The organism is Vibrio mytili (assembly GCF_000830505.1).
Taxonomy (GTDB): domain Bacteria; phylum Pseudomonadota; class Gammaproteobacteria; order Enterobacterales; family Vibrionaceae; genus Vibrio; species Vibrio mytili.
The window spans coordinates 94,686-118,684 of sequence record NZ_JXOK01000082.1; the positions used below are offsets into that span (position 1 = coordinate 94,686).

A 23,999-nucleotide genomic window follows, 5' to 3' on the forward strand; every position below is an offset into this window, starting at 1 on the left:
AGATGCAATCGAATACATGTGTGAGCTCTCTCTAATTATGTAACAGATGTAACCATTGCATTTCACAATGTGACGGGAGGCACGGAACATTTTTCTGTCTCACATACAATAATGTTCCATGCAATAACAAGGATTCAACATGAAAAGTCGCATTGAACAGGCGCTCGCAAGCGCTCCTGAAGCACTTTCAACTCAACTTGCGCCAATTGTCCAATCGGACGATTTTGATGCTACTATTTCAGCACAACAGTTCGAACAGTTGCGCGCAACTACTGGCTTATCAGATAAAGATCTTCGCGTTGCCCTACTGCCTTTTGCTGCCGCTTATGCCTATACGCCTATTTCAGAATTCTATGTCGGTGCCATTGTCCGTGGCCTTTCCGGTCGTCTGTACTTTGGCGGAAATATGGAATTTCTCCACGTCCAGTTAGGACAAACCGTTCATGCCGAGCAGGCGGCGATCAGTCATGCCTGGATGAAAGGCGAACGTGGTGTGAAAGATATAACCATTAACTTCAGTCCATGTGGCCACTGCCGCCAATTTATGAATGAGCTTTCCACTGCGAAAGAGCTCAAGGTTCAATTACCCGAACGTGAAGAAAAGACACTGCACGAATACCTACCAGAGGCATTTGGACCGAGTGACTTAGGCATCGAATCTGCGCTGATGGCAGAAGTGAATCATCAGTTCAGCTGTGATGATCAAGATGCGTTGATTCAAAAAGCCGTAGAGGCGATGAATATGAGTCATGCCCCTTATACAAACAACTTAAGCGGTTTAGCATTAGAGCTCAAAAATGGTCGCCAATTCCAAGGTGCATACGCTGAAAACGCAGCGTTTAATCCAAGCTTACCGCCGCTTCAAGTCGCCTTGATTCAAGTATTGCTTGCCGGTGAAACATTCGAGAATATTCAAGCCGCGGCGTTGGTAGAAAACTCACAGGGTAAAATTAGCCACCTTGCGGATACTCAGTCCACATTAGAGTCGTTAAACCCGGATATACCGTTAAGTTTCGTTAACGTATAGAACACGTGACAAAGATAAGAGCTCTACAACAGGTAGAGCTTTTTTATTGACAAAAACCTTGCGCAAACGTTTGCTTCACTGACAAAATTCAGTATGATCCCCTGCAAATTCTGTCTCATCATACTAATCACAGTCATTTTCTACGATTGGTATCCATATTTTGTAAGGGAACACTATGTTCGGTACTGCAACCAGCTCAAATGCTACCCGCGTATTACTTCTTGGCTCTGGAGAACTAGGTAAAGAGGTCGCGATCGAATGCCAAAGACTTGGCTTAGAAGTGATCGCCTGTGATCGTTACGCTGACGCCCCGGCAATGCAAGTCGCCCACCGTAGTTATGTAATCGACATGCTAGACGGCCAAGCTTTGGAAGCAATCATTAACAAAGAACAGCCGGCTTACGTAGTCCCTGAAATCGAAGCTATCGCGACCGATAAACTGGTTGAACTCGAAGAGAAAGGACTGAATGTTGTCCCGACGGCAAAAGCCACCAAGCTCACAATGAACCGTGAAGGTATTCGTCGTCTAGCAGCAGAAGAGCTTGGCTTAACAACATCGCCTTACCGTTTTGCGGATAACTACGAAGACTTCAAAGCAGCTGTCGATTTTGCGGGTATTCCTTGCGTAGTTAAGCCAGTGATGAGCTCGTCAGGTAAAGGCCAAAGCGTTATTAAATCCGAAGAAGATATAGAAAACGCTTGGAACTACGCGCAAGAAGGCGGTCGTACTGGTGCGGGACGTGTCATTGTTGAAGGCTTTATCGACTTCGATTACGAAATCACCCTGTTAACGGTTCGCGCGGTCGATGGCGTTCACTTCTGTGCACCTATCGGTCATCGTCAAGAAGACGGAGACTACCGTGAGTCTTGGCAGCCACAAGTTATGTCCGAGAATGCGATAAAAGCCGCTGAGTATGCCGCTGAGAAAGTGGTGAATGCGCTTGGAGGCTACGGGATTTTTGGCGTGGAGCTATTTGTTAAAGGTGATGAAGTCATCTTCAATGAAGTCTCCCCTCGCCCACACGATACCGGCATGGTCACTATGATTTCTCAAGAGATGTCTGAGTTTGCACTTCACGTGCGCGCGTTTACGGGTATGCCTATCAATAGCATTGTTCAATATGGCCCATCGGCATCCGCTGTTATCCTTGGTCAAGGTACCTCAACGAACATTCGTTTTGATAATGTTGCTGAAGCGGTGGCGCAACCTCAAACGCAAGTTCGTCTATTTGGTAAGCCAGAAATCGACGGACGTCGTCGTTTGGGCGTGGTATTGACTCGCCGAAACTCGACGGAAGAGTCCGTTCAAGATGCGGTCGCAAGCGCGGCTAAAGTTAACGTTATCTACTAAGTGACTTATTCATCAAGCGATGATAATGACGTCTGCCATTTTAAGGATAGAAACAATAGCGCAGCTCAAGGGCTGCGCTTTTTCGTTGCTTTACGTATTTCGTAATGCTCAGAATTGAGAACTACGGAGCTTCAATTAAATACACTTCTTCAGAGAAACGACTTAATCCTTTGTCTTTGATTTTTGGGTGGTTCTCATCTGCTTCATCAACGTTCAAGCACGTTACTTTATAACCCGAGAACAACTGCTCTATTTCACTCACAGGCACACTAAACGGTGGGCCCGCCATTTCTTCTTGTACGTAGTTCAACGTGATCAATAGAATTCGTCCACCTGGGTTAAGTAACTGTTTTAGTCGACTTGCGTATTCTTCTCTCATATCTTGCGGCAGTGCCACAAGAGCGGCTCGGTCGTAAATAATATCAACTTGTGAAAGCGGCGCAGTAAAGAAGTCACCCGTATAAATGGACAACTCATCAAACTGATACAGCTCGTGCATGCCGTTGATTGGCGTGACCATTGGTGTGTAGAAGTGCTCAGCAAAGAAAGCGCGAACGGCAATTTGACTTAGCTCTACGCCGACAACTTCTTCATGTTTGGTTGCAAGCCAAGCGAGATCTTCCGATTTACCACATAAAGGAACCAGCACCCGGTCACTACGTGTTGGTTGCGTATGATGCCAATGTGTTGGCAATAATGGGTTCACATCTTCCAGGTGAAATCCGATTTTATTACTGGCCCATTTGTTGTGCCAAAATTCTGGGTCTCTCATCGTTTTCTTCTTGTTAGCTGATTGTCATTTTGTGCGTTAAGCCTAATGGTTTTTCAGAATTTGTCTATGCCGTTCATCTTTCGTTAATACTCAAGTGATAGGATATTTCCATACCTTAAGTGAAAGCTCTGATACCGAAATATCAGAATAATAAAAATATAAATGGCGACCTAGCGCACGATTCTACTATTAAGTTTATTTATAACCTTGGAATCTGTCGACAAGACCCCATTCATAATATGAGTACCTAACTTGCCACACTTAGTGACATTTTGTTCCCAATTTTCTAAGTGCAAGCAACTAAAGGAGTGTGAATGAGCTTATTTTTACGTACTACCGCTTTGATGCTTTTAGTACTAAGCCGTGCCCCAGCATTCGCTGCAATCCCTAACACGTCAACGACGAGCAACATACAAAATCGTTCTGCCAGCCAAAACGAAGTGTGTCCGAAACGATTCAAACACAGCCTTAGCGGCTTATATGGCATTCAATCATTCGATACCCAAGCAACTCAACCCTACTCCGATTTCGACATTATCTACAGCAAAGCACATCAAGCACAGTTTGAGCTTGAAACCATCTGCAAAAGTTCAGCGTTATTAAATAATGCCCTACCACTTTTCGCGGGAGTAAAATCCCAACATCGCGCCGAAGAAAAAGTACGTATTGAACTCAATAACCAAGTAGAAAGGATTACTGACCTTGCCCGAGGCACAATTGTGGCGGACGATGTGCCTAGTTTAATCTCGATTTATGAGACCCTCGAACGAGAGACGACGATCGTAAAAGTCAAAAACCGTTTCAAGAAACCAGGTCCATCGGGCTACCGTGATTTAAACTTATTGGTTCGGTTACCCAAAACGAATCTTATCGCTGAAGTTCAACTTCACCTAAAAGCCATTGCAGACGTAAAAAGTGGGCCAGAACACGACTTGTATGAAAAAATTCAAAAACTTGAAAGACTAGCCATGCAGGAGAAACGTGATTTAAATGAGATTGAGATGGCGTCAATTCAGCGTATGCGTACTCAATCCAAAAACCTGTATCAACAAGCGTGGCAGCCGTACTTAACTACACACTTGGAAGCAGCCTAACGCAAGACTATCGTCTTACTTTGAGCAAGAAACAAAACCACCGCTCCGAAGAGCGGTGGTTTTTTAATGGGGTGAAGGTATTAACAAAGGTTAAATACAACAAAAGATCACCATTTAGTGTGATCTTTTGTTCGGGGTCGCAGTTACGGTTATTTCTTCAAGTTTTCTACACGAGCTTTCAATTTTTGACCCGGGCGAAATGTAACTACACGTCGAGCAGTAATAGGAATATCTTCACCGGTCTTTGGGTTACGACCAGGACGTTCATTCTTGTCTCGAAGATCAAAGTTACCAAAACCTGACAGTTTTACCTGTTCGCCACTTTCCAGTGCCTTACGAATTTCTTCAAAGAACACTTCCACCGTTTCCTTGGCGTCCCGTTTACTAAATCCCAGCTTATCAAACAGGTTTTCTGCCAGTTCGGCTTTTGTGAGCGCCATAAAACTTTCCTCAAAGCTATGTTTAACAATGCTACTTAGTGTAGCGCCAGAGCAGTTTTACCCTACCAATTCAACAACATATCGGGGTTACATCAGGAAGTGTATGACAAGCTTCTGATTTTCGCCAACTTTTTTTGACCACGTAGAAATACAACAACCACAATCAAAACATTGTTAAAAACCAACAATCTAACATAAACTATTTCATACCACTGTTTATTAAATTTATTTATAGTTTATAAAACTATAAATAAATACATTGCCAATATTAACCACTACTCAATAAAAATATCAGAGATTGCTAATTTGACGGACAATTGACATAAAATCTCACGTAAATTCAGAGGATTGTCTCAATTTCACATCTAAGTCTCTAATTTTGCGCAGTACAACTAAGCGATGATAAAGAATGATTGAACCCAAAGTTCTCAAGGGTTATTCGTGACGGTTTGAATAAAGGCTGCTAGTGTCTTTTGTTTGTTCCTCTTCAAATTACTCATTTTTAAGAGCATTCATGATTCACCAAGTCATCAGCATTCTGTTCCCAGTGTTCGCTCTAGTTGGCGTTGGCTATCTTGTCGGACGATATATTAAGCCTGACTTTCGGCCGATTAATCGCATCAATATGGAGGTGTTTACTCCCGCCCTCGTATTCTCATCGCTGGTGAGTATGCCATTAAATTCAAACCAAGGCCCTCTTCTGTTGGCTGCAATTGTGGCAGTTGTCGTGCCTGGTTTAGTGATGCTCCCTGTATGTAAAATCACTGGGTTATCTTTTAAATCTTGGGCACCACCACACATGTTCCGAAACAGCGGCAACCTAGCCATTCCCCTGTTTACTTATACCTTTGGAGATGTTGCTCTTTCTTCTGCAGTCATGCTATTTGTGGTTTCTGGCTGTCTTCACGTTAGTTTGGGTGTCTCTATATTGAGTAACGGAAACCCTTTCAAACAAATGATTAAGATGCCGATATTTTTGTCTGCTTCGCTTGCAATGGCGCTGAACTTATCTGGCTTTGGTGCATGGGGTCCGCTGTATGAAGCCACAGCGCTTTTGGGCCAAGCCGCCATTCCGGTCATGTTACTGTCCCTTGGCGCACAGATGTGTCACTTAAGGTTGGATGGTTTAAAAGTGGGTGTGATATGCAGTGTACAGTCATTAACCACAGGCGCCATTGCGTTTGGATTAATTTATTGGTTTATCCCTCTTCCGACGATGCAACTGCAGATGATGGTCTTGTTTACCATGTTACCACCAGCGGTGATGAACTACCTGTTTGCAGAACGTCTGAATATTGAACCAATGAAAGTCGCCTCCATGGTCCTCTTCGGTAACTTTTTCAGCATATTAACGTTGCCAATTCTCTTAACTTACACCTTGTCGTTGGGATAAATTGCGCGTACGTACAATCGTTCCTATGTCGAGCGTCGAACAGGGCAATTACCTGTTCCGTATTCCGTATAAGCATAAAAAAACCCTGCTGAATCAGCAGGGTTTCTTGTCTCTTAAGAAAGGTAACCACCTAACGTTTAGTCACGTAGTGCTGCACCAAACTTCTCAGAAACATGAGCAACAATCGCGTCTACCGCACCAGCGATATCTGCATCTTCAAGCGTGCGCTCAACGGACTGCAGAGTCAGCGCAATAGCTAAGCTCTTCTTACCTTCTTCAACGCCTTTACCTACGTAAACGTCGAATAGTTTTGCATCTTTTAGGAACTCACCGCCTTGCTCAAGACAAGCGTTAACGATGTCACCAGATGCGACTGTTTCATCCACAACGACCGCGATATCACGACGGTTTGATGGGAACTTAGAAAGCTGAACCGCTTCAGGGATCACTTTCGAGTTGATTGCAGACCATTCGATTTCGAATACGATAGTACGACCATTTAGACCGAACTTACGCTCTAGTTCTGGGTGAACGGTACCGATAACACCAACCTCTTTGCCATCAACGATGATTGTCGCTGATTGACCAGGGTGAAGTGCCGGATGCTTCGCTGCTGCAAAAGAGTACGCTTTTTCGTTCGCAGATAGCTCTAGAATCGCTTCTAGATCGCCCTTAAGGTCGAAGAAATCAACCGTGTTTGTTTCGATATCCCAATGCTCTTCACTACGAGTACCAGCAATTACACCGGCCAGCATAGGCTCTTGGCGCATACCGTTTTCTGCAGATTCACATGGGATAAAACGTAGACCGTATTCAAATAAACGAACGCGTGGCTGTTGACGCTTCTGGTTGTGAACAACCGTGTTCAGCAGACCTTGGATAAGACCAAGACGCATTGCTGACATGTCTGCAGAAATTGGGTTTGGAAGCACTAGAGGCTCAACACCAGGTACAACTAGCTTTTGTTGCTCAGGCTCAACGAAGCTGTAAGTGATGGCTTCGTGGTAACCACGGTCAACAAGAAGATCACGAACGCGTTTAAGTGGCATATCCGCTTCAACGTGGTTGTGCATCTTAAGTGCTGCTGCTGGGTGTTGGTTAGGAATGTTGTCGTAACCGTAGATACGGCCAACTTCTTCAATCAGATCTTGCTCGATAGCGATATCGAAACGCCATGTTGGCGCTACTGCCATCCAACCTTCTTCTGAAGCTTCAACAGTTAAACCTAGGCGCTCTAGAATTTCTACTACGTCAGCATCAGCGATGTGATGACCTAGTAGGTTGTCTAGTTTAGTACGACGTAGAGCAACTTTGTTTGGCTTAGGTAGGTCTGCTTCAGACTCAACAGCAACAACAGGTGCTACTTCACCGCCACAAATTTCAACAAGAAGCTGAGTTGCACGTTCCATTGCGCTTACTTGCAGTGCGTAATCCACACCACGCTCAAAACGCATAGAAGAATCGGTGTGTAGACCGTAGTTACGAGCGCGACCACGGATGTGGTCAGGTGCAAAGAATGCACACTCAAGTAGAACGTCTTTTGTTTCTGAAGTTACACCAGACTCTTCACCACCAAAGATACCTGCAATTGCTAGGGCTTTGTTGTGGTCAGCAACCACTAGAGTATCAGCATTTAGCTCTGCTTCGCTGCCGTCTAGAAGGGTTAGCTTCTCGCCTTGCTCAGCCATACGAACCACGATGCCACCGTCAATCTTCGCAAGATCAAACGCGTGCATTGGTTGGCCTTGCTCTAGCAGCACGTAGTTAGTGATGTCCACTACCGGATCGATAGAGCGAATACCACAACGACGCAGCTTTTCTTGCATCCACAGTGGTGTTTCTGCTTGAACATTTACGTTTTTAACCACTCGACCTAGGTAACGTGGACACGCAGCAGGCGCGCTAACTTCAATAGAGATTTTGTCGTCGATGGAAGGGGCAACGGATTCTACTGCTGGCTCAGTCACATCAGCGCGGTTAAGTACGCCCACTTCACGAGCCATACCACGGATGCTGAAACAGTCAGCGCGGTTTGCTGTTAGGTCAACGTCTACCGTGACGTCGTTTAGACCTAGGAATTCACGGAAATCAGTACCGATTACTGCGTCTTCTGCTAGTTCCATGATGCCGTCTGACTCAACGTCGATGCCTAGTTCAGTGAATGAACAAAGCATGCCGTGAGATGGCTGACCACGTAGTTTCGCTTTTTTGATTTTGAAATCGCCTGGAAGAACAGCACCAACGGTTGCTACTGCTACTTTCAGACCTTGGCGACAGTTAGGTGCGCCACACACGATGTCTAGAAGCTCTTCTTCGCCAACATCGATTTTAGTCACGCGTAGTTTGTCTGCGTCAGGGTGTTGACCACATTCAACAACGTGACCCACTTTAACGCCAGTGAAAGAACCCGCGACAGGAAGAACGTCGTCTACCTCTAGGCCGGCCATTGTAATTTGATGAGTGAGTTCGTCAGTAGTAACCGCTGGGTTTACCCACTCACGAAGCCATGATTCGCTGAATTTCATGTTGATGAACCCTCTGGATTACTTGAACTGTTTTAGGAAACGAAGATCGTTCTCGAAGAACGCACGTAGATCGTTCACGCCGTAACGAAGCATCGTTAGACGCTCAACACCCATACCGAATGCGAAACCAGAGTATTTTTCAGGATCGATGCCTACGCTACGTAGTACGTTCGGGTGAACCATACCGCAGCCTAGAACTTCTAACCATTTACCGTTTTTGCCTTTCACGTCTACTTCAGCTGAAGGCTCAGTGAATGGGAAGTAAGATGGACGGAAACGCACTTCCACTTCCTCTTCGAAGAAGTTACATAAGAAATCGTGCAGAATACCTTTCAATTGGGCAAAGTTTACGTTCTCATCAACCAGCATACCTTCCACTTGGTGGAACATTGGCGTGTGTGTTTGGTCGTAGTCGTTACGGTATACGCGGCCCGGTGCGATGAAACGGAATGGTGGTTTGCCATTTTCCATCGTACGGATCTGTACGCCAGACGTATGAGTACGAAGCATCAAGTCTGGATTAAAGAAGAAGGTATCATGATCAGTACGCGCTGGGTGATCAGCGGCAATGTTTAGCGCATCAAAGTTGTGGAATGCATCTTCGATTTCAGGACCCGCTTCAGTGTTAAAGCCGAGCTCACCAAAGAACTTTTCAATACGCTCTACCGTGCGAGTGACTGGGTGTAAACCACCGTTTTCAATACGACGACCTGGTAGTGTTACGTCGATAGTTTCAGCCGCTAGTTTCGCTTCTAGCTCAGCACGTTGTAGTGCATCTTTACGAGCTGCGATCGCTTGCTGAACAGCGCCTTTCGCTTTGTTGATCTCTTGACCAGCTTCACGGCGTTCTTCTGGTGGTAGTTTGCCTAGCTTTGAAGTTGAGCAGTGAGCTCACCTTTTTTACCCAGATACTGAACACGCACTTCATCAAGTGCGACTAGCGATTCGGCAGCTTCAATTGCAGTGCTCGCGCTAGCAATGATCTCTTCTAGATGTTGCATCGTTTCCTCATCTACCTGCTGGTAGTATCCATAAGGGAGTGATTGGTTTTTTGATAGCTGTACATAGTAGCCAAACCGGACACCAATGCCAAATTGAATTACGAAAAGAAGAGGTTATTGAATAAAAAGAGCACAAAAACGTCAAAAATGTCATCTTTCGTTAAATTGCGCCCTTTTGTATTCGGGATTTGTTTTAGAAATAGTACTGAATGGAAAACTCGATAAAGTCATCATCTCGAGCGAAATAGAGCAAATCCGTCGGCGTTTCATTTTTGAACAACCAAGCATCGATTTGCCATTTAAGGTGATTAGATAGTCGGCTTGATGCTTCCAATTTGGCGTTGTATACGTCAGCGTTATCGAGATCCTGAGTGATTCCTGTTAGTACTTCCGTTCCATCCTCGTCATTGAACGCCAGACGAACTCCAGCAAATACGTCATTTTGACCAATAGTTTGTGCGTTATTTCCACGACTGTCATAGAGGTACTCACCAATCAACCCTACATCCCATACGGTGTCAAATGCACCGACGACCGTATACTCAAAACCGGTGACAAGCCCAACATGGTGATCGGTACTATCTCGATACACACTTTCAAGCTTCCATAACCAGTCCCCAACAATACCTTGTACATCGAGACCTACGTGACTCATCAGAGCGTAATAGGGCTTAAGCTCACCATCTTTAAAACGAAAGTAAGGATCTCGGTTTGTCCCATACAAATAACTCAGCCCGACGTCCCAGTCACCAAGCATTTTTGAGTAGCGAAGCGCCACATCCAGCTGCTTTTCTTCTCGGTTTGATTCGTACATAGCATCGTCTGACACTACCGGTTCGGTGCGTAACCTTCCGTCACTGCCCGCAAACGTGCGCTCCCTAAAATAAGGCAGTAACATGGCGTGGACGGTTCCCCACTCTTTGAACGCAGTAAAATGGACCATTGGCTGACCGAGTTTGTCTTCGCCATCCACCGCTTCAATCGCATCCGTCTGGTTTACGACATCAACTAAATGTGCTGACTCTGTCACTCCCCAAAATACTTTGCTGATGCCAACTCGAAACTCATAATCCTCCCAATAGGTAAGATACAGAGCCTCCCTTATGTCGCCATGGCTTCGCTCATCATCGAGACTATCCAAACGGTAAAAAGGCGTGAAGGTAAAACTCGCATCACCATTTTGTATTTCCCAGTACCATTCTGGCTGCAACACCAGTGATGTCTGCGCTTTTCCCTGGCCTTGCAAACCTTGCTCAAAAAACTGACGATGCTCTACGTTCACTTGACCTGCTAGCTCAGCGGCCATTAGAGGCACCGGGCAGAGGGTGACTGCTGTAATCAGCAACCACCCAATGTTTGATCTCTTCATGTCTCCCCCACTACCTCACTCGCTTTAACACGTTTTTATGAAAATCATTATCAGTTAGCCCGGTCTTAAACGTCATTTCGGTTGTCGTTAGCTCGGTACTTTTTCCTGTTTGATGATTGATCATCGCCATGGTGTGAGCGCGCCAATATTGGTCGAGATAGTGTTGGTAATCCGAATACGTCAAGGTCTTCAGCAACGTGCCCTTTCGGTCATAATACTCCACCTTTAGAGGACGATAATAAGCCTTGTCTACCCATACAATTTGCTTTGTATAACCCGAGTTCTTATCCGTAGGAATTTGCTCTACAACAAACGCATCTTGACCGTTTATCGAGTCATCTTTGAGGTAATTAAAGTGATACTTTTCAATCTCAAATGAACTGAGATCCTCATACGCAAACTCACTGCCCATAAACGGCCCTGATTTGTTGCGTGAAGAGATGCGCTTCACTCGTTTCAGTGCAGGAAGATAAAGCCATTGATCATCGGCTCCGACCGTATGCGAGTGATTTAAGAAAGCCGTTCCTTTAACGTCTCTTGGCTCATCAAATATGGTCAACCCTTTATCACCGTCATCGGCGACCTCAAGTGAATTCAATCGAATTAATCGTGTGCTGCTTTCGCCCTGAGCGTTTCGTAAAATCATCTCCATTGTTGCTACCGAATCTCCCCAGCCTTCATCTCGGGCTTTGCGCTCTTTTGCGATTTCTAAACCTTTGGTTTCATCCGCTAACGAGACATGGCTGGCACATAATGAAACCATGATCGTCGATACCGTTACGACATGTTTTAATAAACTCATTGTTCACTCCTTTGCTTAGTGGTAATTGACTTTGATCCGCTATAACTGAGTCGCGGTGATATTTTGAGCGTCGTTTGATTTCAATTTGTGATGATTCGCCACATCGCCATAAGAGGCTTTGTCAAACAACATCAACAAGGTTGGCAAGAACACAAAGTCCACGACCAGTGCGATGAATATAACGATAGCGCTGAGTTGCCCCATATCCGCGTTAAGACGAAAACTGGACATCGCAAGCACAGAAAAACCAGCGACAAGTACCACTGTGGTTATCCACAACGCTCGCCCAACAGTGTGAAATGCATAACGAACCGCCTGTTCTGCATTTTGGCCTGCCTTACGCGCCCTTTGGTATTTGGACAGAAAGTGAACCGCATCATCTACTACAATGCCAAGTGTGAGAGTAACAACCACCGACAGTCCCAAATTGATTTCACCGGAGAATAAAGCCCATATACCAAACCCTATGATCGCGGGAGCAACATTAGGTACAAGGCTGACAACACCAAGTTTCAGTGAGCGAAGCGCAAAAATTAGCAGTGCAGAAATCAACACCAGTGTAATTGGCAAAGTCGACAACATACTGGCCATGTTCGTTTCGCCAATATGCGCAAACATCAATGAAGGGCTAGACGCTACAACCTCATACTGCGGCGCGTTTGTCTCAAACCATTGATAGATTCGATTTTCCAAGTCGACAAGTTCGACACTACCTAAGTTTTCTACGGTAAGAACCATTTTGAGCGACGACTTGTCGACATTGATTTGATTGTTGAGATCCAACCCGTATGGCAATGACATTTCATACAGGAGTAAATACTGTGCGGCGAGCTCCCGATCTTGTGGCAGCGAATAAAACGAGTGATCGTCTCCATGCATGTTTTTATTCAGACGTTTATAAACATCACTGAGTGTCGCCACGTGATCCGCTTCTGGCTGCTCTCTTAACCAATCTGAAAAGTCTCCTACGGTATTGAGAAATTCTGGCGCTGCGATTCCTTGTGACTCATTGGTTTTAATCGCAATACTGATATTTGTCATGCCACTGATTCGCTCTTCCATAAAATCAGCCGCTCGGCGAAATTCGTTACTGTTATCAAAGTACTCCACCGATTCATCATTCACGCTATTTAATGGAATCAAACTCGCGCTCACAGCAATGACGAGCACAGATAACGGCAACAACGTGCGTCTCTTTGACACCACAAAGTCACCTAAATGGTCCATAACGTGTTTACGTTTGTCTGCTTGGTGAGGTTTTACCTTAATTGGCAATAGGTTAAGTAATGCAGGAAGCAAAGTAATCGAAAGTAAGAACGCAATAATTACACCTAGCGCAGACAAATTGCCAAAGTCTCTTAGGATTGGAGAATCCGACATATTCATCATCAAAAATCCAATCGCGGTGGTCACAGAAGTAATCAAGATAGGCATGAAGTTAAGCGTGATGCTGCGTTGAATAGAACTGGCTTTACTCATACCGTTTTGCATCGATTGACGCATCGAGGCAATAACGTGCACACAGTCAGCGACTGCGAGTGTCATGATCAACGTAGGGACATTTACCGTTGCTGTGCTCAAGAACATGCCCGCCCAACCGGATAACCCCATTGTGACCATCACAGAGCCAACAATCACAATGAGTGTTGCGATAACGCTCAGAAATGAACGCAACATCAAGGTCAGAAACACCAAGATAACCAACAACATCGTTGGTACTAATACCGAGCTGTCATCTTGAGCGGCGGTCATAAAGGCATGATTCATTGCGATGATACCCGCTTTGTGAAACACCATATTGGGATACGCTTGCTGGTAACGTGCGACCATTTTGTCGATATAGGCCACCACCTCTTGCACTTCTGCAGTTTTATCAACTTCTGGAAGATTCACCGTGATATTCACCACTGCCACATCGCCATTTTCTGAAACGAGTCCGTTTTTCAATAACGGTTCACTGAGTGCGACTTGCTTGATTTTGTCTATTCTTTCCGGAGTCAGTGGGTAGTCTTGATAGAGTAAATCTTCTACAAGGAGATCATGATCCGATGCTTCTGTATGTTGATAGTTAGCCATAGAATCAACACGGGTCGAATACGGAACCTGCCATGCTTCATCCGTAATTTCTTGAATCAGAGTTAAAGTCGTTGGCGTAAAAACGGTGCCACTCTCAGGTGCAATCACTAATGCTAGGCTATCTGACTTTGCAAACGTTGTTTGGATTTCATCAAATGCTAGCAGTTGGGGGTTACTTTCATCGAAGAAGATATCGTAATCTCCGCGAAAATAGAGATTCTTCCCTCCAATGGTTGCAATGGTAATCAGTATAATCGTGGCCATAACGACCCAAACACTGTACTTGATTGGAACCTTACCCCATCCGGCTTCTTCACTCTTGTGGACGTTATGATCAGGCATCACACTCTCCTTTGTGACGTTTCGTCAAATTTAATAACTAAAAAAACAGCAATTGCTGCATGACATCGTTTTGTGTTGAGGATTTTAGCCCTCAGTACTCAATAAGCCTCGATATAGCCTCAAGACTGAATGATAGTTTTTGACGATTCGTCACTTAGTTGTATTAAAAAGCCAATCTAACCTCAGACTGGCTTATCCACTTAGCGATTCACTGATTCTAAATAAGCAAGCTCGTCACCGAACAACTCCTGCTCGACACGACGCCAAGTTTTCCGGTAATCCCATTCGGTTGATAATGGAGTCCAGCCCAAGCCATCGAGCAACATGTTCGCGTTATGCAATACCGAGAATGGGTCTTGAATGCGTTGAATGCACCGGCTATTTGATGCATTTTGCGCGAGCGCATTGGAACCAAAAGCAATAGACCAATTGGCGAAAACGATAGCATCAGCACCAATTGCGGGCGAAAACTTAAGGTCTCCACACTCTACAGCACTGTTGACCAACGAATCAGCGCCGTCTATCACCTGCTCTTCCAAGTTATTCAACTCATTCACGCGCTTAGGTGATGCTTTCTCCAGCACCCAAGGGGTCTTAGCGACAATAGCACAGGTAGAAAGCACCGGCTCCATACGAGCATAGATGCGATAACCAACGTGCATAGCGATAATTTTCTCCCGGGTATTACCCTCAAAGTTAATAGCCCGCTGAAAAAACAATGCCTCACTTTTTAACGAATGAATACAAAGCGCTAAGATGACATCTTCTTTGCTACAAAAGTGATTGTAGATCGTCCCCTTCGAATAAGGGCTAGCCGCTGTCAGCTTATCCATCGTTAAGTTAGCAAAACCTTGCTCTTGAACCAGAGACTTTGCCAACTGAATCAGCTCTACCTCTCGATCCGCAATCGCCTGTTGCTTTTTCGTTAATCCGGAAGAAGTACACAACCCATCTTGCTTACTATCCTTCTCACTGAGAAAGTTAAACATAATCCTTTGATCCGTATACCAACACATTCTTGGTAATTGTAACACGATTATGCAATGCAGGAACGCCAGATGAAAAATGACGAACCGTCATAAATGACACATCGTCATAATAATACATAAATTACGTATTACAAGTATGAATCTGATCTAATACTTATCTAGGGTCTGTTGAGAAATGGGAACAAGTGTGAAGAGGTAAAGCGCCAGAACCCAACCAATGACGCTCCGGTAAACAGATTCCGAAAAATATTGGCTGAGTCCGAGGGACAGATTTGTCCTAAATGGACAAACTTGGTTTTTCTCCAGCGGAAGCTATCGCATAACGAATATCGTCGATAAAGCGCGCTTCGGTTTCAGTGATACCATCAGAAAACGTGACAGGTTGATGCGGACCTGCCAACAAGACAACATTGCTAAAATCTGACACATCAAAGTTTTCCGCCACCATGTTTTCAGAATGGAAATCAAGTACTGCTTTCGCCACTTGCTCTTCTAACTGCAGTAGTTGCTCTTCAGTTATCTTCATCCGAGCTAGCGCTACGCGAACGCATTTATCGTGTGAGGTCGCCTGCTTCTTAATGATTTCTGTGTATTTGTCGTTGAGCTTTGAGTTCTCTGCATAACTGTAGTAAAGCGGACCGTGAAGTGTGATGTTATTGTTTTCATCAACATAAACCAGATCAAGCAACTCTAAAGCATTAAGGTAATCAGACATACTCTGTTCACTTAGTTCATACTTTTTCTTAATAATTGAGTACCCGTCTTTGCCTCGTAGCATGCGCAGCTCGCGGTAAAAATCATAAAGGCGAGGAAATTGGAAGAAGACTTCATCTTGCGTTCGACTGAAGTAATCTTCGTCATCACCTTGAAGTTGGTCGGCTAATTTTTGTAGCTCATCTAAAGTACAATCAACGGCGCGACAATACTCAAGTAACTTATCCACCCCTAAGTTACTACTCGTCAAATGCCTTTTGAGTGTAGATAGAGGCATCCCCATTTTCTCTGACAGTTCTCGATATGTGAGCCCTTTCGTTTTAATTGCTTGTCGTAGAGCCGCGAGCAAATATTCAGGAGTCAAATCTCGCATTCATTTTCCTTTTGATAATAACCAGTTTGTACAATTTAATTGTTATAATAATTATTCATCAATATATCAGTTTTCACATTTCCATGACATATTACTTCGCTCAATTTCATTGATATTATTGATAGGTTTATGGTCTACATCACTTATTAAAGACACAAATGCTTGGCACAAAATCACACTTTGCGTTAATAAAACATCATTAAAAGGCGTACTAAGAAAAATAACGTTAAGATACGTGGATAATCCAATGCAATAAAAGGCAGGAATTGTGAATAATAATTCACAAATATACTCATTGGTCGAGTTGTTTATAGTTGGATTTAGAATGACGCAGAAAGCTTTTAAGAGACATTAACAAATGAGGCTTTCACTCAAGCCCCATCATACTTTTTGATACTTCACTTATACCATGCAGTCATCGCAAATAAACGACTAGTCTGCAAGCTTCACCGCAGTACCAAAAGCCAGGATTTCAGAGGAACCATCAACAATAGAGCTTGTTGTAAAACGAATCCCGACAATAGCATCAGCCCCCTTGTTCGTCGCTTCTTCTACCATGCGCTGGATTGCGATGTCCCTTGCCTCAGTCATCATTTCGGTATAGCCGCGGATCTCCCCACCAACAATGCTTTTTATTCCAGCCATTAAGTCACGACCAATATGTTTAGATTGAACCACGTTCCCTGTAACGACCCCTTTGATTTCAGCAATGTTTTTTCCGGGAATAGTGTCCGTTGTTGTATAAATCATTTGATTCTCCTAGCGCATTAAAACTTACCTGAATTAATCTAGCATTAAAATTAGGTCTGGATAAGACAATGATAGGGTTATTGCGACAAACAAGGTTATTGTATGAGAGAGACGGTGAGGTGGGCTGACCAGAGATTAGAGACAAGCATAGACTGGAAAAAGTGACTTTGTAGGGTATAGAAAAATAAAAATAAAAATAAAAATAAAAATAAAAAAGGAGAGCGAATGCTCTCCTTTTCTTAAACCTAAACTGCTAATTAAAGAGCAGCTTTCGCTTTTTCAACTAGAACTGCAAATGCAGATTTGTCGAATACTGCGATGTCCGCTAGGATCTTACGGTCGATCTCGATAGATGCTTTCTTAAGACCGTTGATGAAACGGCTGTAAGATAGACCATTTTGACGAGATGCCGCATTGATACGTGCAATCCAAAGTTGACGGAATTGACGTTTCTTAGCGCGACGGTCACGGTAAGCGTATTGACCAGCTTTAGTGATTGCTTGGAAAGCTACGCGGTAAACACGTGAACGTGCTCCGTAGTAACCTTTAGCTTGTTTTAGAACTTTCTTATGACGTGCACGAGCTTGTACACCACGTTTTACGCGAGGCATTATGCTTCTCCTAAACTAAACGATTGATAACTAAAAAGAATTAAGCGTATGGCAACATACGAATTACTGCAGCCACTTCACATTTAGGAAGGATTGCATTAGGACGTAGTTGACGCTTGTTCTTAGTAGTACGCTTAGTCAGGATGTGACGTTTTGTAGCGTGCTTGTACTTAATACCACCAGCAGTTTTCTTGAAACGCTTAGCAGCACCTTTGTTGGTTTTCATCTTAGGCATGATGAATAACTCCGCATTGTAGTAGTTTAATAACAATGTAATTAGGGCGAACAAAACCTAGCCGTATATACCTTTATTATAAGGAACCGGCTAGGCTTTAATTACTTGATGAGCCGTTAATTACTTCTTTTTAGGGGCTAGCACCATGATCATCTGACGACCTTCAATACGGCTAGGGAAAGATTCCACTACAGCAATTTCTGCAGTGTCTTCTTTCAAGCGGTTTAGAACGTCGACACCGATGTCTTGGTGTGCCATCTCGCGGCCACGGAAGCGAATTGTTACCTTCACTTTGTTGCCGTCTTCAAGGAAACCAGTCAGGTTGCGTAGTTTTACCTGATAGTCTCCGATATCAGTCCCAGGACGGAATTTAACTTCCTTAATCTGGATCTGCTTTTGCTTCTTCTTCTGCTCTTTCGCAGCTTTGCTCTTCTCAAAGAGGAATTTACCGTAGTCCATCACACGACAAACTGGCGGCTCAGCGTTAGGACTAATCTCAACAAGATCCATACCTGCTTCTTCAGCAGCAGCAATCGCTTCTTGGATCGATACAACACCAACTGATTCACCATCAGCACCTGTTAGTCGAACTTCACGAACGCCACGAATTTCACCGTTTAAACGGTGTGGGTTTTGTTTTACCGGCTGTTGGCCGCGTCTTCCGCCTTTAATAGCTTATTCCTCCAGATTGAGCTTACGGCTTGAAATCTCGTCTTGGATGTATGCAATAAAGTCATCCACTTTAAATTTACCGAGATCTTTACCTTTGCGAGTACGAACTGCAATTTCGCCAGCTTCCATTTCTTGGTCACCGACAACAAGCATATATGGTACACGCTTCAAAGTGTGTTCGCGGATTTTAAAGCCAATCTTCTCATTTCTCAAGTCCGCTTTTGCTCTAATTCCACTTTTTTGCAGTTTTTGTACGATTTCATGAACATAATCTGACTGCTTATCAGTAATATTCATAAGAACTGCTTGTTCTGGCGCCAACCACGTTGGGAAGAAACCAGCATACTCTTCGATAAGAATACCGATAAAACGTTCTAGTGAACCTAGAATCGCACGGTGAATCATTACCGGAACAAGACGTTCATTGTTTTCACCTACATAAGTTGCACCTAGGCGACCTGGTAGATTGAAGTCTAATTGAACAGTACCACATTGCCATGCACGGTCTAGACAGTCATATAGCGTGAACTCAATCTTAGGACCGTAGAATGCACCCTCGCCTTCTTGAATCTCATATGGAATTTCCATTGATTCAAGCGACAGTTTCAATGCTTCTTCAGATTGGTCCCAGATTTCATCAGAACCTACACGTTTTTCTGGACGAGTAGACAGCTTCACTACGATATTGTCAAAACCGAAAGTTTGGTACGTATCATAAACCATCTTAATGCAGTTTGTTACTTCCTCTTGGATCTGACTCTCTGTACAGAAGATATGAGCGTCATCCTGAGTAAAGCCACGTACACGCATAATACCGTGTAGTGCACCTGATGGTTCATTACGGTGACATGAGCCAAACTCAGCCATACGTAGCGGTAGATCACGGTATGATTTTAGACCTTGATTAAAGATCTGTACGTGACCAGGGCAGTTCATTGGTTTAATTGCGTATTCACGGTTCTCAGAAGAAGTCGTGAACATGGCATCTGCGTATTTATCCCAGTGACCAGAGCGCTCCCAAAGTACACGATCCATCATAAGTGGACCTTTTACTTCTTGGTAACCATATTCGTCTAGCTTCGCTCGAATGAAAACCTCAAGATCACGGAAGATTGACCAACCATTGTGATGCCAGAACACCATACCCGGCGCTTCTTGCTGCATATGGAACAGGTCTAGTTGCTTACCGATTTTACGGTGGTCACGCTTCGCAGCTTCTTCAAGACGAGTTAGGTGAGCTTTCAATGCTTTCTTGTCGTGGAAGGCTGTACCATAGATACGCTGAAGCATTTTGTTGTCGCTGTTACCACGCCAGTATGCACCTGCAACATTCAATAGCGTGAAATGTTGACAAAAGCTCATATTAGGAACGTGAGGACCACGACACATGTCGATGTATTCTTCGTGGTGGTAAAGGCCTGGACGATCGTCACGAGAAACGTTTTCGTCTAGGATTTCCACTTTGTACGGTTCGCCACGTGATTCAAACGTATCACGTGCTTCCTGCCAGCTGACTTTCTTCTTAACGACTTCGTACTTGGTTTTCGCAAGCTCTTTCATACGCTTTTCAATCTTTTCAAGATCGTCTTGCGTTAGAGACTCGTCTAAGTCGATATCGTAGTAGAAACCGCTATCAATCGTTGGACCGATCGCCATTTTAGCGTGCGGATAAAGTTGTTTTAAGGCGTGACCAAGAAGGTGAGCACAAGAGTGACGAACGATTTCCAGACCGTCTACTTCATCTTTTGCTGTGATGATTTCTAGGCTTGCATCTTCTTCGATAGGGTCACACGCATCAACGCGATTACCATTAACACGGCCAGCGATGGTTGCTTTTGCAAGACCAGGACCGATCGATTGCGCAACTTCCATTGTAGATACTGGATTGTCAAATTGACGCTGACTACCGTCAGGAAGAGTAATTATAGGCATGCTATGTCCTTTACAGTGGTGTTGCATACCAAGCAACACATGTTATTCAAATTAAAAGATATTTTGGAGAGCGTTAACGGCCTCTCGGTAACACGAATACCGGACCATTATCGGAACACAGATTGTACATAGCTCACATTTAGAATGCAAAGAGCGATTTGCCCTTGTAATCGAATATTCACCATGCACTGAACGATTACATGGTGGAAGGGTTAGAGCACTGACATTACACAAGTAAGCACAACCTAACAATCACATACTCGCTAAGCTCATCAATCGTTCTCGGATACCTTGAAAGGGAGTCACCATTTCTGCTGTTATTTAGATTGAACTGAACTGATTAATAAAGCTCTGAATCCTGCATCTTGAGGTCACTTGAATATATGCTAGCTTTTACTCATCTAATTCAGATAACTCTTGTAAAAGCAATTCTAGTTTACGCTCTTCTTCTTTAATTTTATTTTGGTATTTTTTTACCTTGGTCTCTTTCCCAATTTTTTTTGCTTCTTCTAAATCTACGTTATACCGAGCAATTTCATTTTGAACTTCTTTAATCTCATCGGATAACTCATCCTTGATGTTTATGTTGCTACAACTAGATTTTACCTCTGCTAAAGCGACTTTAAGCCCTTTAATCTTATTCTGATTATTAGATAATTCAGCTTCCTGTATTTTCTGTTCAATTTCGCAAGATTTTCTTTCACATCCAGAAAACTCCAAGCAATTCTCCGAAGAAAAAACACTAAATGATAATATTGACAATATTACGCATGAGGATTTTAACATTATTTTAATGTCCATTGTTTTCATGTAGGTGTTTCCATATTATGGAAAAATTGTTACAAGTGTGGTTCAGTATCTCTATTTATCCAGACAACATTTTCTTTTGAAGTTGGAATTTCAAACCAAGACCAGAATAATTCTAACATTTCCGTTGTCATTTCATACGACTTGCCATTCAAGTCTGAATTTCGAGCGAACGCTCTCTGTTTGCAAGTTTCAAATGGGACATCAAGATAATGGACTTCGCTCTCAATCCCCACTTTCGAGGCCCAATCAATAAATACGGCTCGGTCGCTTCTCGCCAAAACCCAAAATCGAAAATAACCGGGACACCAAGTGAAAAGAGTTGAAGAGCAGATTCTTTGAATAACTCTTGTAGCGTAGCCAAACGACGATCGAAAACTTCGCGTTCCATATGTTCCCCATACAGAGGAATCATCCATTCATCTATCGAGAAGCGAAACGCCTTATACTTATCTGCAAGCACTTTAGAATACGTAGTTTTACCCGAGCCAATAAACCCACAGACGAAATAGACTTTAGTCATAATGCCTCTTTTACTTTTAACTTCTGCTTGAGTAGTAAGTCACACTACCACAAAAACATATTATAACACCGGAAACACAAAAACCGATTCAAACCAAATATGCAGTAAATAGAAAAGTCGATTTAAGCTAAAAAAGCCACACGTTGCCCCGCCCCTCTTGAGCCGTTCGCTATATAATTTTTACACCAATTTCTTTTGCTTGATTTTCAAAAACCTTAAATCCTGCTTGCTTACTAGATTTAGCCACAGAGATCCATTGCAATCCAGTTTCGTCTGAGTGCTGAAATTCAATTTGAAGCTCATATTTTTTGGCTGACACCCCCCCAGCAATCGCTCCCAACAACAGCGATAACGGAGCCGTCAATTGCCCGAAACCGTCTGGGCATATTACCCAAACAATACTTGAAACAATGAAACCAACCACAATAACCCTGAGAACATGGTCTTTTAAAGTGTTCGTTTTTACCCGCACGCCTTTGACTTTGGATAGTGGGTATTCATCATTTTTAAATCTCAGAGTGCCATCACTCAATAGAAAATCACTGCTGTTAATCATGTAATTTTCTCCTTTACACCAAGCTTTGTAATAACTGACCTTGAGCGCTCATTTCCGGTTAAATGCATTACTTGTAACTTTGTTAATCCATAATGCTTTTGCCAAACAACTCCATGTATTCCGAGAAAAATCACCTAGGCTTGTTATGTGCCTGATTTCAAGTACACACCTTCCTGACGGAGTTGCGCTCGTAAATCTAACATTTGTATATTGGTGGCTATCACTGAAAACAGATTTCCAATGGCTGCAGCAAACATTAAGCCTGCTGCATATCCATTCCATAGCCCGAGATTAACTTGGGAGAGTGTGTTGAATGCCATACAAAAGAAGATGATACTGGATATGAACATTCTCAACTCCCCACAACTAAATTTGTAGGAGTTGTCCGCATAGTCATACTTAATTTTGACCCTTGAGCTGAAACCACCAAGTTTTACATACATGGTACTTTCACTGCTTTCATAAGCAATATCATTGAGAGCTAGTATTTTTTCTATGCGTTCCAACATTACTATACATCCTTTAAAATTGATCACCTTGATACTATTACCAAGTGCAATCCATTTCATAATATATTTGAAGTTTCACAACCCAAGTCACGTATAAAGTAGGCTCATAACAACGATCTTGGAAAGCCATTGTTTAGCCTTGTTTTTGAATAGCGCCGGTCAGGGTTAATCGATAAATGTCTAGTGACCCTATGAAAAGCCATAGGCAGCGGAGAGACCGAAATGACAAAGCGAAGTAGATAACTTTGTTGTTCGAGGAGGGTTGGCTGCTAACGCAGCCAAAGGAACAGTATTGTCTATTGACAGGCAGAAGGCTCATATGTGTTATTCGACATTTCTTCGCTGTAGCTCGACCTTAAACTTGCTTTCTCTATGTAACCATATGCCCCAGTTAACGAAAAACATTAAACATGGAAAGATCGAGTATTCTACGACATTGGCTTTTACGTACATTAACACGCTTTCTGCATCTGATGACGGATAGTTAATCAAAATGTTAAACACTACAAAGGCAACTGCCATTACCGCAGTACTTTTTAAAGCCCAGACGAGAAAGCTCTGCTTCCTAACCTTGCTCCAGTACAAAAAATACTTATCATTCATACATATTCCCTAAGCTAAGCCAATCTTCCTAATATTCTGTATGTAGTTCACTTTACCAATGTCGCAATTGCATTAGAGCGAGAGTCCAATTACCTTGTTAGGCTAATTCTGCCTGAAGGTCTTAAATGCATGTTTAGCCTTGTTATAAACAAAATTTATAACCACACCAGCAACGACATATAAACTAAAGTCAATGAGAGCTAGTTTAAGACTGAATGGAGCAGAAAATAAGCTATAGGTGAAACCCATTTGTGAACCGATAAATTTAGCCAAAAAAACTGTAGCTATCATTAGAAGTATATTCATTTGTTACCTGCTAAATAGACTTGAAGTAGCATTCTTACAACACGTACTACTTTTGCTCTCTTCTCAACTTCCCTTGAACTGGGAATGAAATATGAATTTCTCACGATTAGCTTAACGCCGCATTAAGTGGTGAGCAACGCATGTCACCACACTTAAAGCATTGTGCCGTAAACACTAAAGCTGAATCAAACCAAGAATGCCAAGCGTTGGGAATCCGTCTTAAACGC

General features: G+C 43.3%; 21 protein-coding genes and 2 pseudogenes. 4 read left to right on the forward strand and 19 right to left on the reverse strand.

Annotation, left to right across the window (positions count from 1 at the left end):
• Nucleotides 1-139 precede the first annotated feature (139 nt).
• Nucleotides 140-1,027 (forward strand): cytidine deaminase, encoded by an 888-nt coding sequence (gene cdd / locus SU60_RS20170; RefSeq protein WP_041157095.1) that lies wholly within the window; start codon nt 140-142, stop codon nt 1,025-1,027.
• Between the two features lie 175 nt (nt 1,028-1,202).
• Entirely contained in the window at nt 1,203-2,378 is a 1,176-nt protein-coding gene (purT, locus tag SU60_RS20175; RefSeq protein ID WP_041157096.1) for a formate-dependent phosphoribosylglycinamide formyltransferase, read from the forward strand.
• A gap of 121 nt (nt 2,379-2,499) precedes the next feature.
• On the opposite strand, the gene SU60_RS20180 is transcribed toward purT, so the two are convergent.
• The gene (locus SU60_RS20180; RefSeq protein WP_041157097.1) at nt 2,500-3,150 is read right to left on the reverse strand and encodes a thiopurine S-methyltransferase; all 651 of its coding nucleotides are present in this window, start codon (nt 3,148-3,150) and stop codon (nt 2,500-2,502) included.
• Nucleotides 3,151-3,464: 314 nt separating this feature from the next.
• On the opposite strand from SU60_RS20180, the gene SU60_RS20185 reads away from it, so the two are divergent.
• On the forward strand, nt 3,465-4,244 hold the full coding sequence (locus SU60_RS20185; protein WP_041157098.1) for a nucleotidyltransferase family protein: 780 nt from the start codon (nt 3,465-3,467) through the stop codon (nt 4,242-4,244).
• 149 nt (nt 4,245-4,393) lie between these two features.
• On the opposite strand, the gene ihfA is transcribed toward SU60_RS20185, so the two are convergent.
• Nucleotides 4,394-4,684: an integration host factor subunit alpha gene (gene ihfA, locus SU60_RS20190; RefSeq protein ID WP_041157099.1), complete on the reverse strand. Its 291-nt coding sequence runs from the start codon at nt 4,682-4,684 to the stop codon at nt 4,394-4,396.
• 514 nt (nt 4,685-5,198) lie between these two features.
• Here ihfA and SU60_RS20195 point away from each other — a divergent pair.
• Nucleotides 5,199-6,077, forward strand: coding sequence for an AEC family transporter (locus tag SU60_RS20195; protein WP_041157100.1), 879 nt, complete (start codon nt 5,199-5,201; stop codon nt 6,075-6,077).
• Nucleotides 6,078-6,214: 137 nt separating this feature from the next.
• On the opposite strand, the gene pheT is transcribed toward SU60_RS20195, so the two are convergent.
• The 17 genes and pseudogenes from pheT to SU60_RS20280 form a co-directional block, all read right to left on the reverse strand.
• Nucleotides 6,215-8,602, reverse strand: a complete 2,388-nt coding sequence (pheT, locus tag SU60_RS20200) for a phenylalanine--tRNA ligase subunit beta (RefSeq protein WP_041157101.1) — start codon at nt 8,600-8,602, stop codon at nt 6,215-6,217.
• Between the two features lie 18 nt (nt 8,603-8,620).
• A pseudogene (gene pheS, locus SU60_RS20205) lies at nt 8,621-9,603 on the reverse strand (phenylalanine--tRNA ligase subunit alpha).
• A gap of 193 nt (nt 9,604-9,796) precedes the next feature.
• The gene (locus SU60_RS20210) at nt 9,797-10,972 is read right to left on the reverse strand and encodes a hypothetical protein (protein ID WP_041157102.1); all 1,176 of its coding nucleotides are present in this window, start codon (nt 10,970-10,972) and stop codon (nt 9,797-9,799) included.
• Between the two features lie 10 nt (nt 10,973-10,982).
• A complete protein-coding gene (locus SU60_RS20215) occupies nt 10,983-11,774 on the reverse strand; it encodes an outer membrane lipoprotein-sorting protein (RefSeq protein WP_041157103.1) in 792 nt (263 codons plus the stop codon).
• A 39-nt stretch (nt 11,775-11,813) separates the two neighbouring features.
• Nucleotides 11,814-14,192: an efflux RND transporter permease subunit gene (locus tag SU60_RS20220; RefSeq protein ID WP_041157104.1), complete on the reverse strand. Its 2,379-nt coding sequence runs from the start codon at nt 14,190-14,192 to the stop codon at nt 11,814-11,816.
• Between the two features lie 200 nt (nt 14,193-14,392).
• Nucleotides 14,393-15,181 carry a TetR/AcrR family transcriptional regulator gene (locus SU60_RS20225; protein ID WP_041157105.1) on the reverse strand — a complete coding sequence of 263 codons (789 nt, stop codon included), beginning with the start codon at nt 15,179-15,181 and terminating at the stop codon, nt 14,393-14,395.
• 277 nt (nt 15,182-15,458) lie between these two features.
• Nucleotides 15,459-16,268 (reverse strand): helix-turn-helix domain-containing protein, encoded by an 810-nt coding sequence (locus SU60_RS20230; protein WP_041157106.1) that lies wholly within the window; start codon nt 16,266-16,268, stop codon nt 15,459-15,461.
• Between the two features lie 432 nt (nt 16,269-16,700).
• Nucleotides 16,701-17,018: a heavy metal-binding domain-containing protein gene (locus SU60_RS20235; RefSeq protein WP_041157107.1), complete on the reverse strand. Its 318-nt coding sequence runs from the start codon at nt 17,016-17,018 to the stop codon at nt 16,701-16,703.
• Nucleotides 17,019-17,275: 257 nt separating this feature from the next.
• On the reverse strand, nt 17,276-17,629 hold the full coding sequence (gene rplT, locus SU60_RS20240) for a 50S ribosomal protein L20 (protein WP_041157108.1): 354 nt from the start codon (nt 17,627-17,629) through the stop codon (nt 17,276-17,278).
• A 40-nt stretch (nt 17,630-17,669) separates the two neighbouring features.
• Nucleotides 17,670-17,864 (reverse strand): 50S ribosomal protein L35, encoded by a 195-nt coding sequence (gene rpmI / locus SU60_RS20245; protein WP_005377932.1) that lies wholly within the window; start codon nt 17,862-17,864, stop codon nt 17,670-17,672.
• Between the two features lie 120 nt (nt 17,865-17,984).
• Nucleotides 17,985-18,536 carry a translation initiation factor IF-3 gene (gene infC, locus SU60_RS20250; protein WP_084735982.1) on the reverse strand — a complete coding sequence of 184 codons (552 nt, stop codon included), beginning with the start codon at nt 18,534-18,536 and terminating at the stop codon, nt 17,985-17,987.
• A gap of 3 nt (nt 18,537-18,539) precedes the next feature.
• The gene (gene thrS / locus SU60_RS20255) at nt 18,540-20,468 is read right to left on the reverse strand and encodes a threonine--tRNA ligase (protein ID WP_041157110.1); all 1,929 of its coding nucleotides are present in this window, start codon (nt 20,466-20,468) and stop codon (nt 18,540-18,542) included.
• 393 nt (nt 20,469-20,861) lie between these two features.
• On the reverse strand, nt 20,862-21,278 hold the full coding sequence (locus SU60_RS20260; protein WP_245228442.1) for a DUF1090 domain-containing protein: 417 nt from the start codon (nt 21,276-21,278) through the stop codon (nt 20,862-20,864).
• A gap of 29 nt (nt 21,279-21,307) precedes the next feature.
• Nucleotides 21,308-21,798 (reverse strand): annotated as a pseudogene (locus tag SU60_RS20265) (P-loop nucleotide/nucleoside kinase family protein).
• Nucleotides 21,799-21,967: 169 nt separating this feature from the next.
• Entirely contained in the window at nt 21,968-22,354 is a 387-nt protein-coding gene (locus tag SU60_RS20270) for a hypothetical protein (protein WP_041157111.1), read from the reverse strand.
• Nucleotides 22,355-22,497: 143 nt separating this feature from the next.
• Nucleotides 22,498-22,863: a hypothetical protein gene (locus SU60_RS20275; RefSeq protein WP_041157112.1), complete on the reverse strand. Its 366-nt coding sequence runs from the start codon at nt 22,861-22,863 to the stop codon at nt 22,498-22,500.
• A gap of 324 nt (nt 22,864-23,187) precedes the next feature.
• Entirely contained in the window at nt 23,188-23,466 is a 279-nt protein-coding gene (locus tag SU60_RS20280) for a hypothetical protein (protein WP_041157113.1), read from the reverse strand.
• Nucleotides 23,467-23,999: the final 533 nt, after the last annotated feature.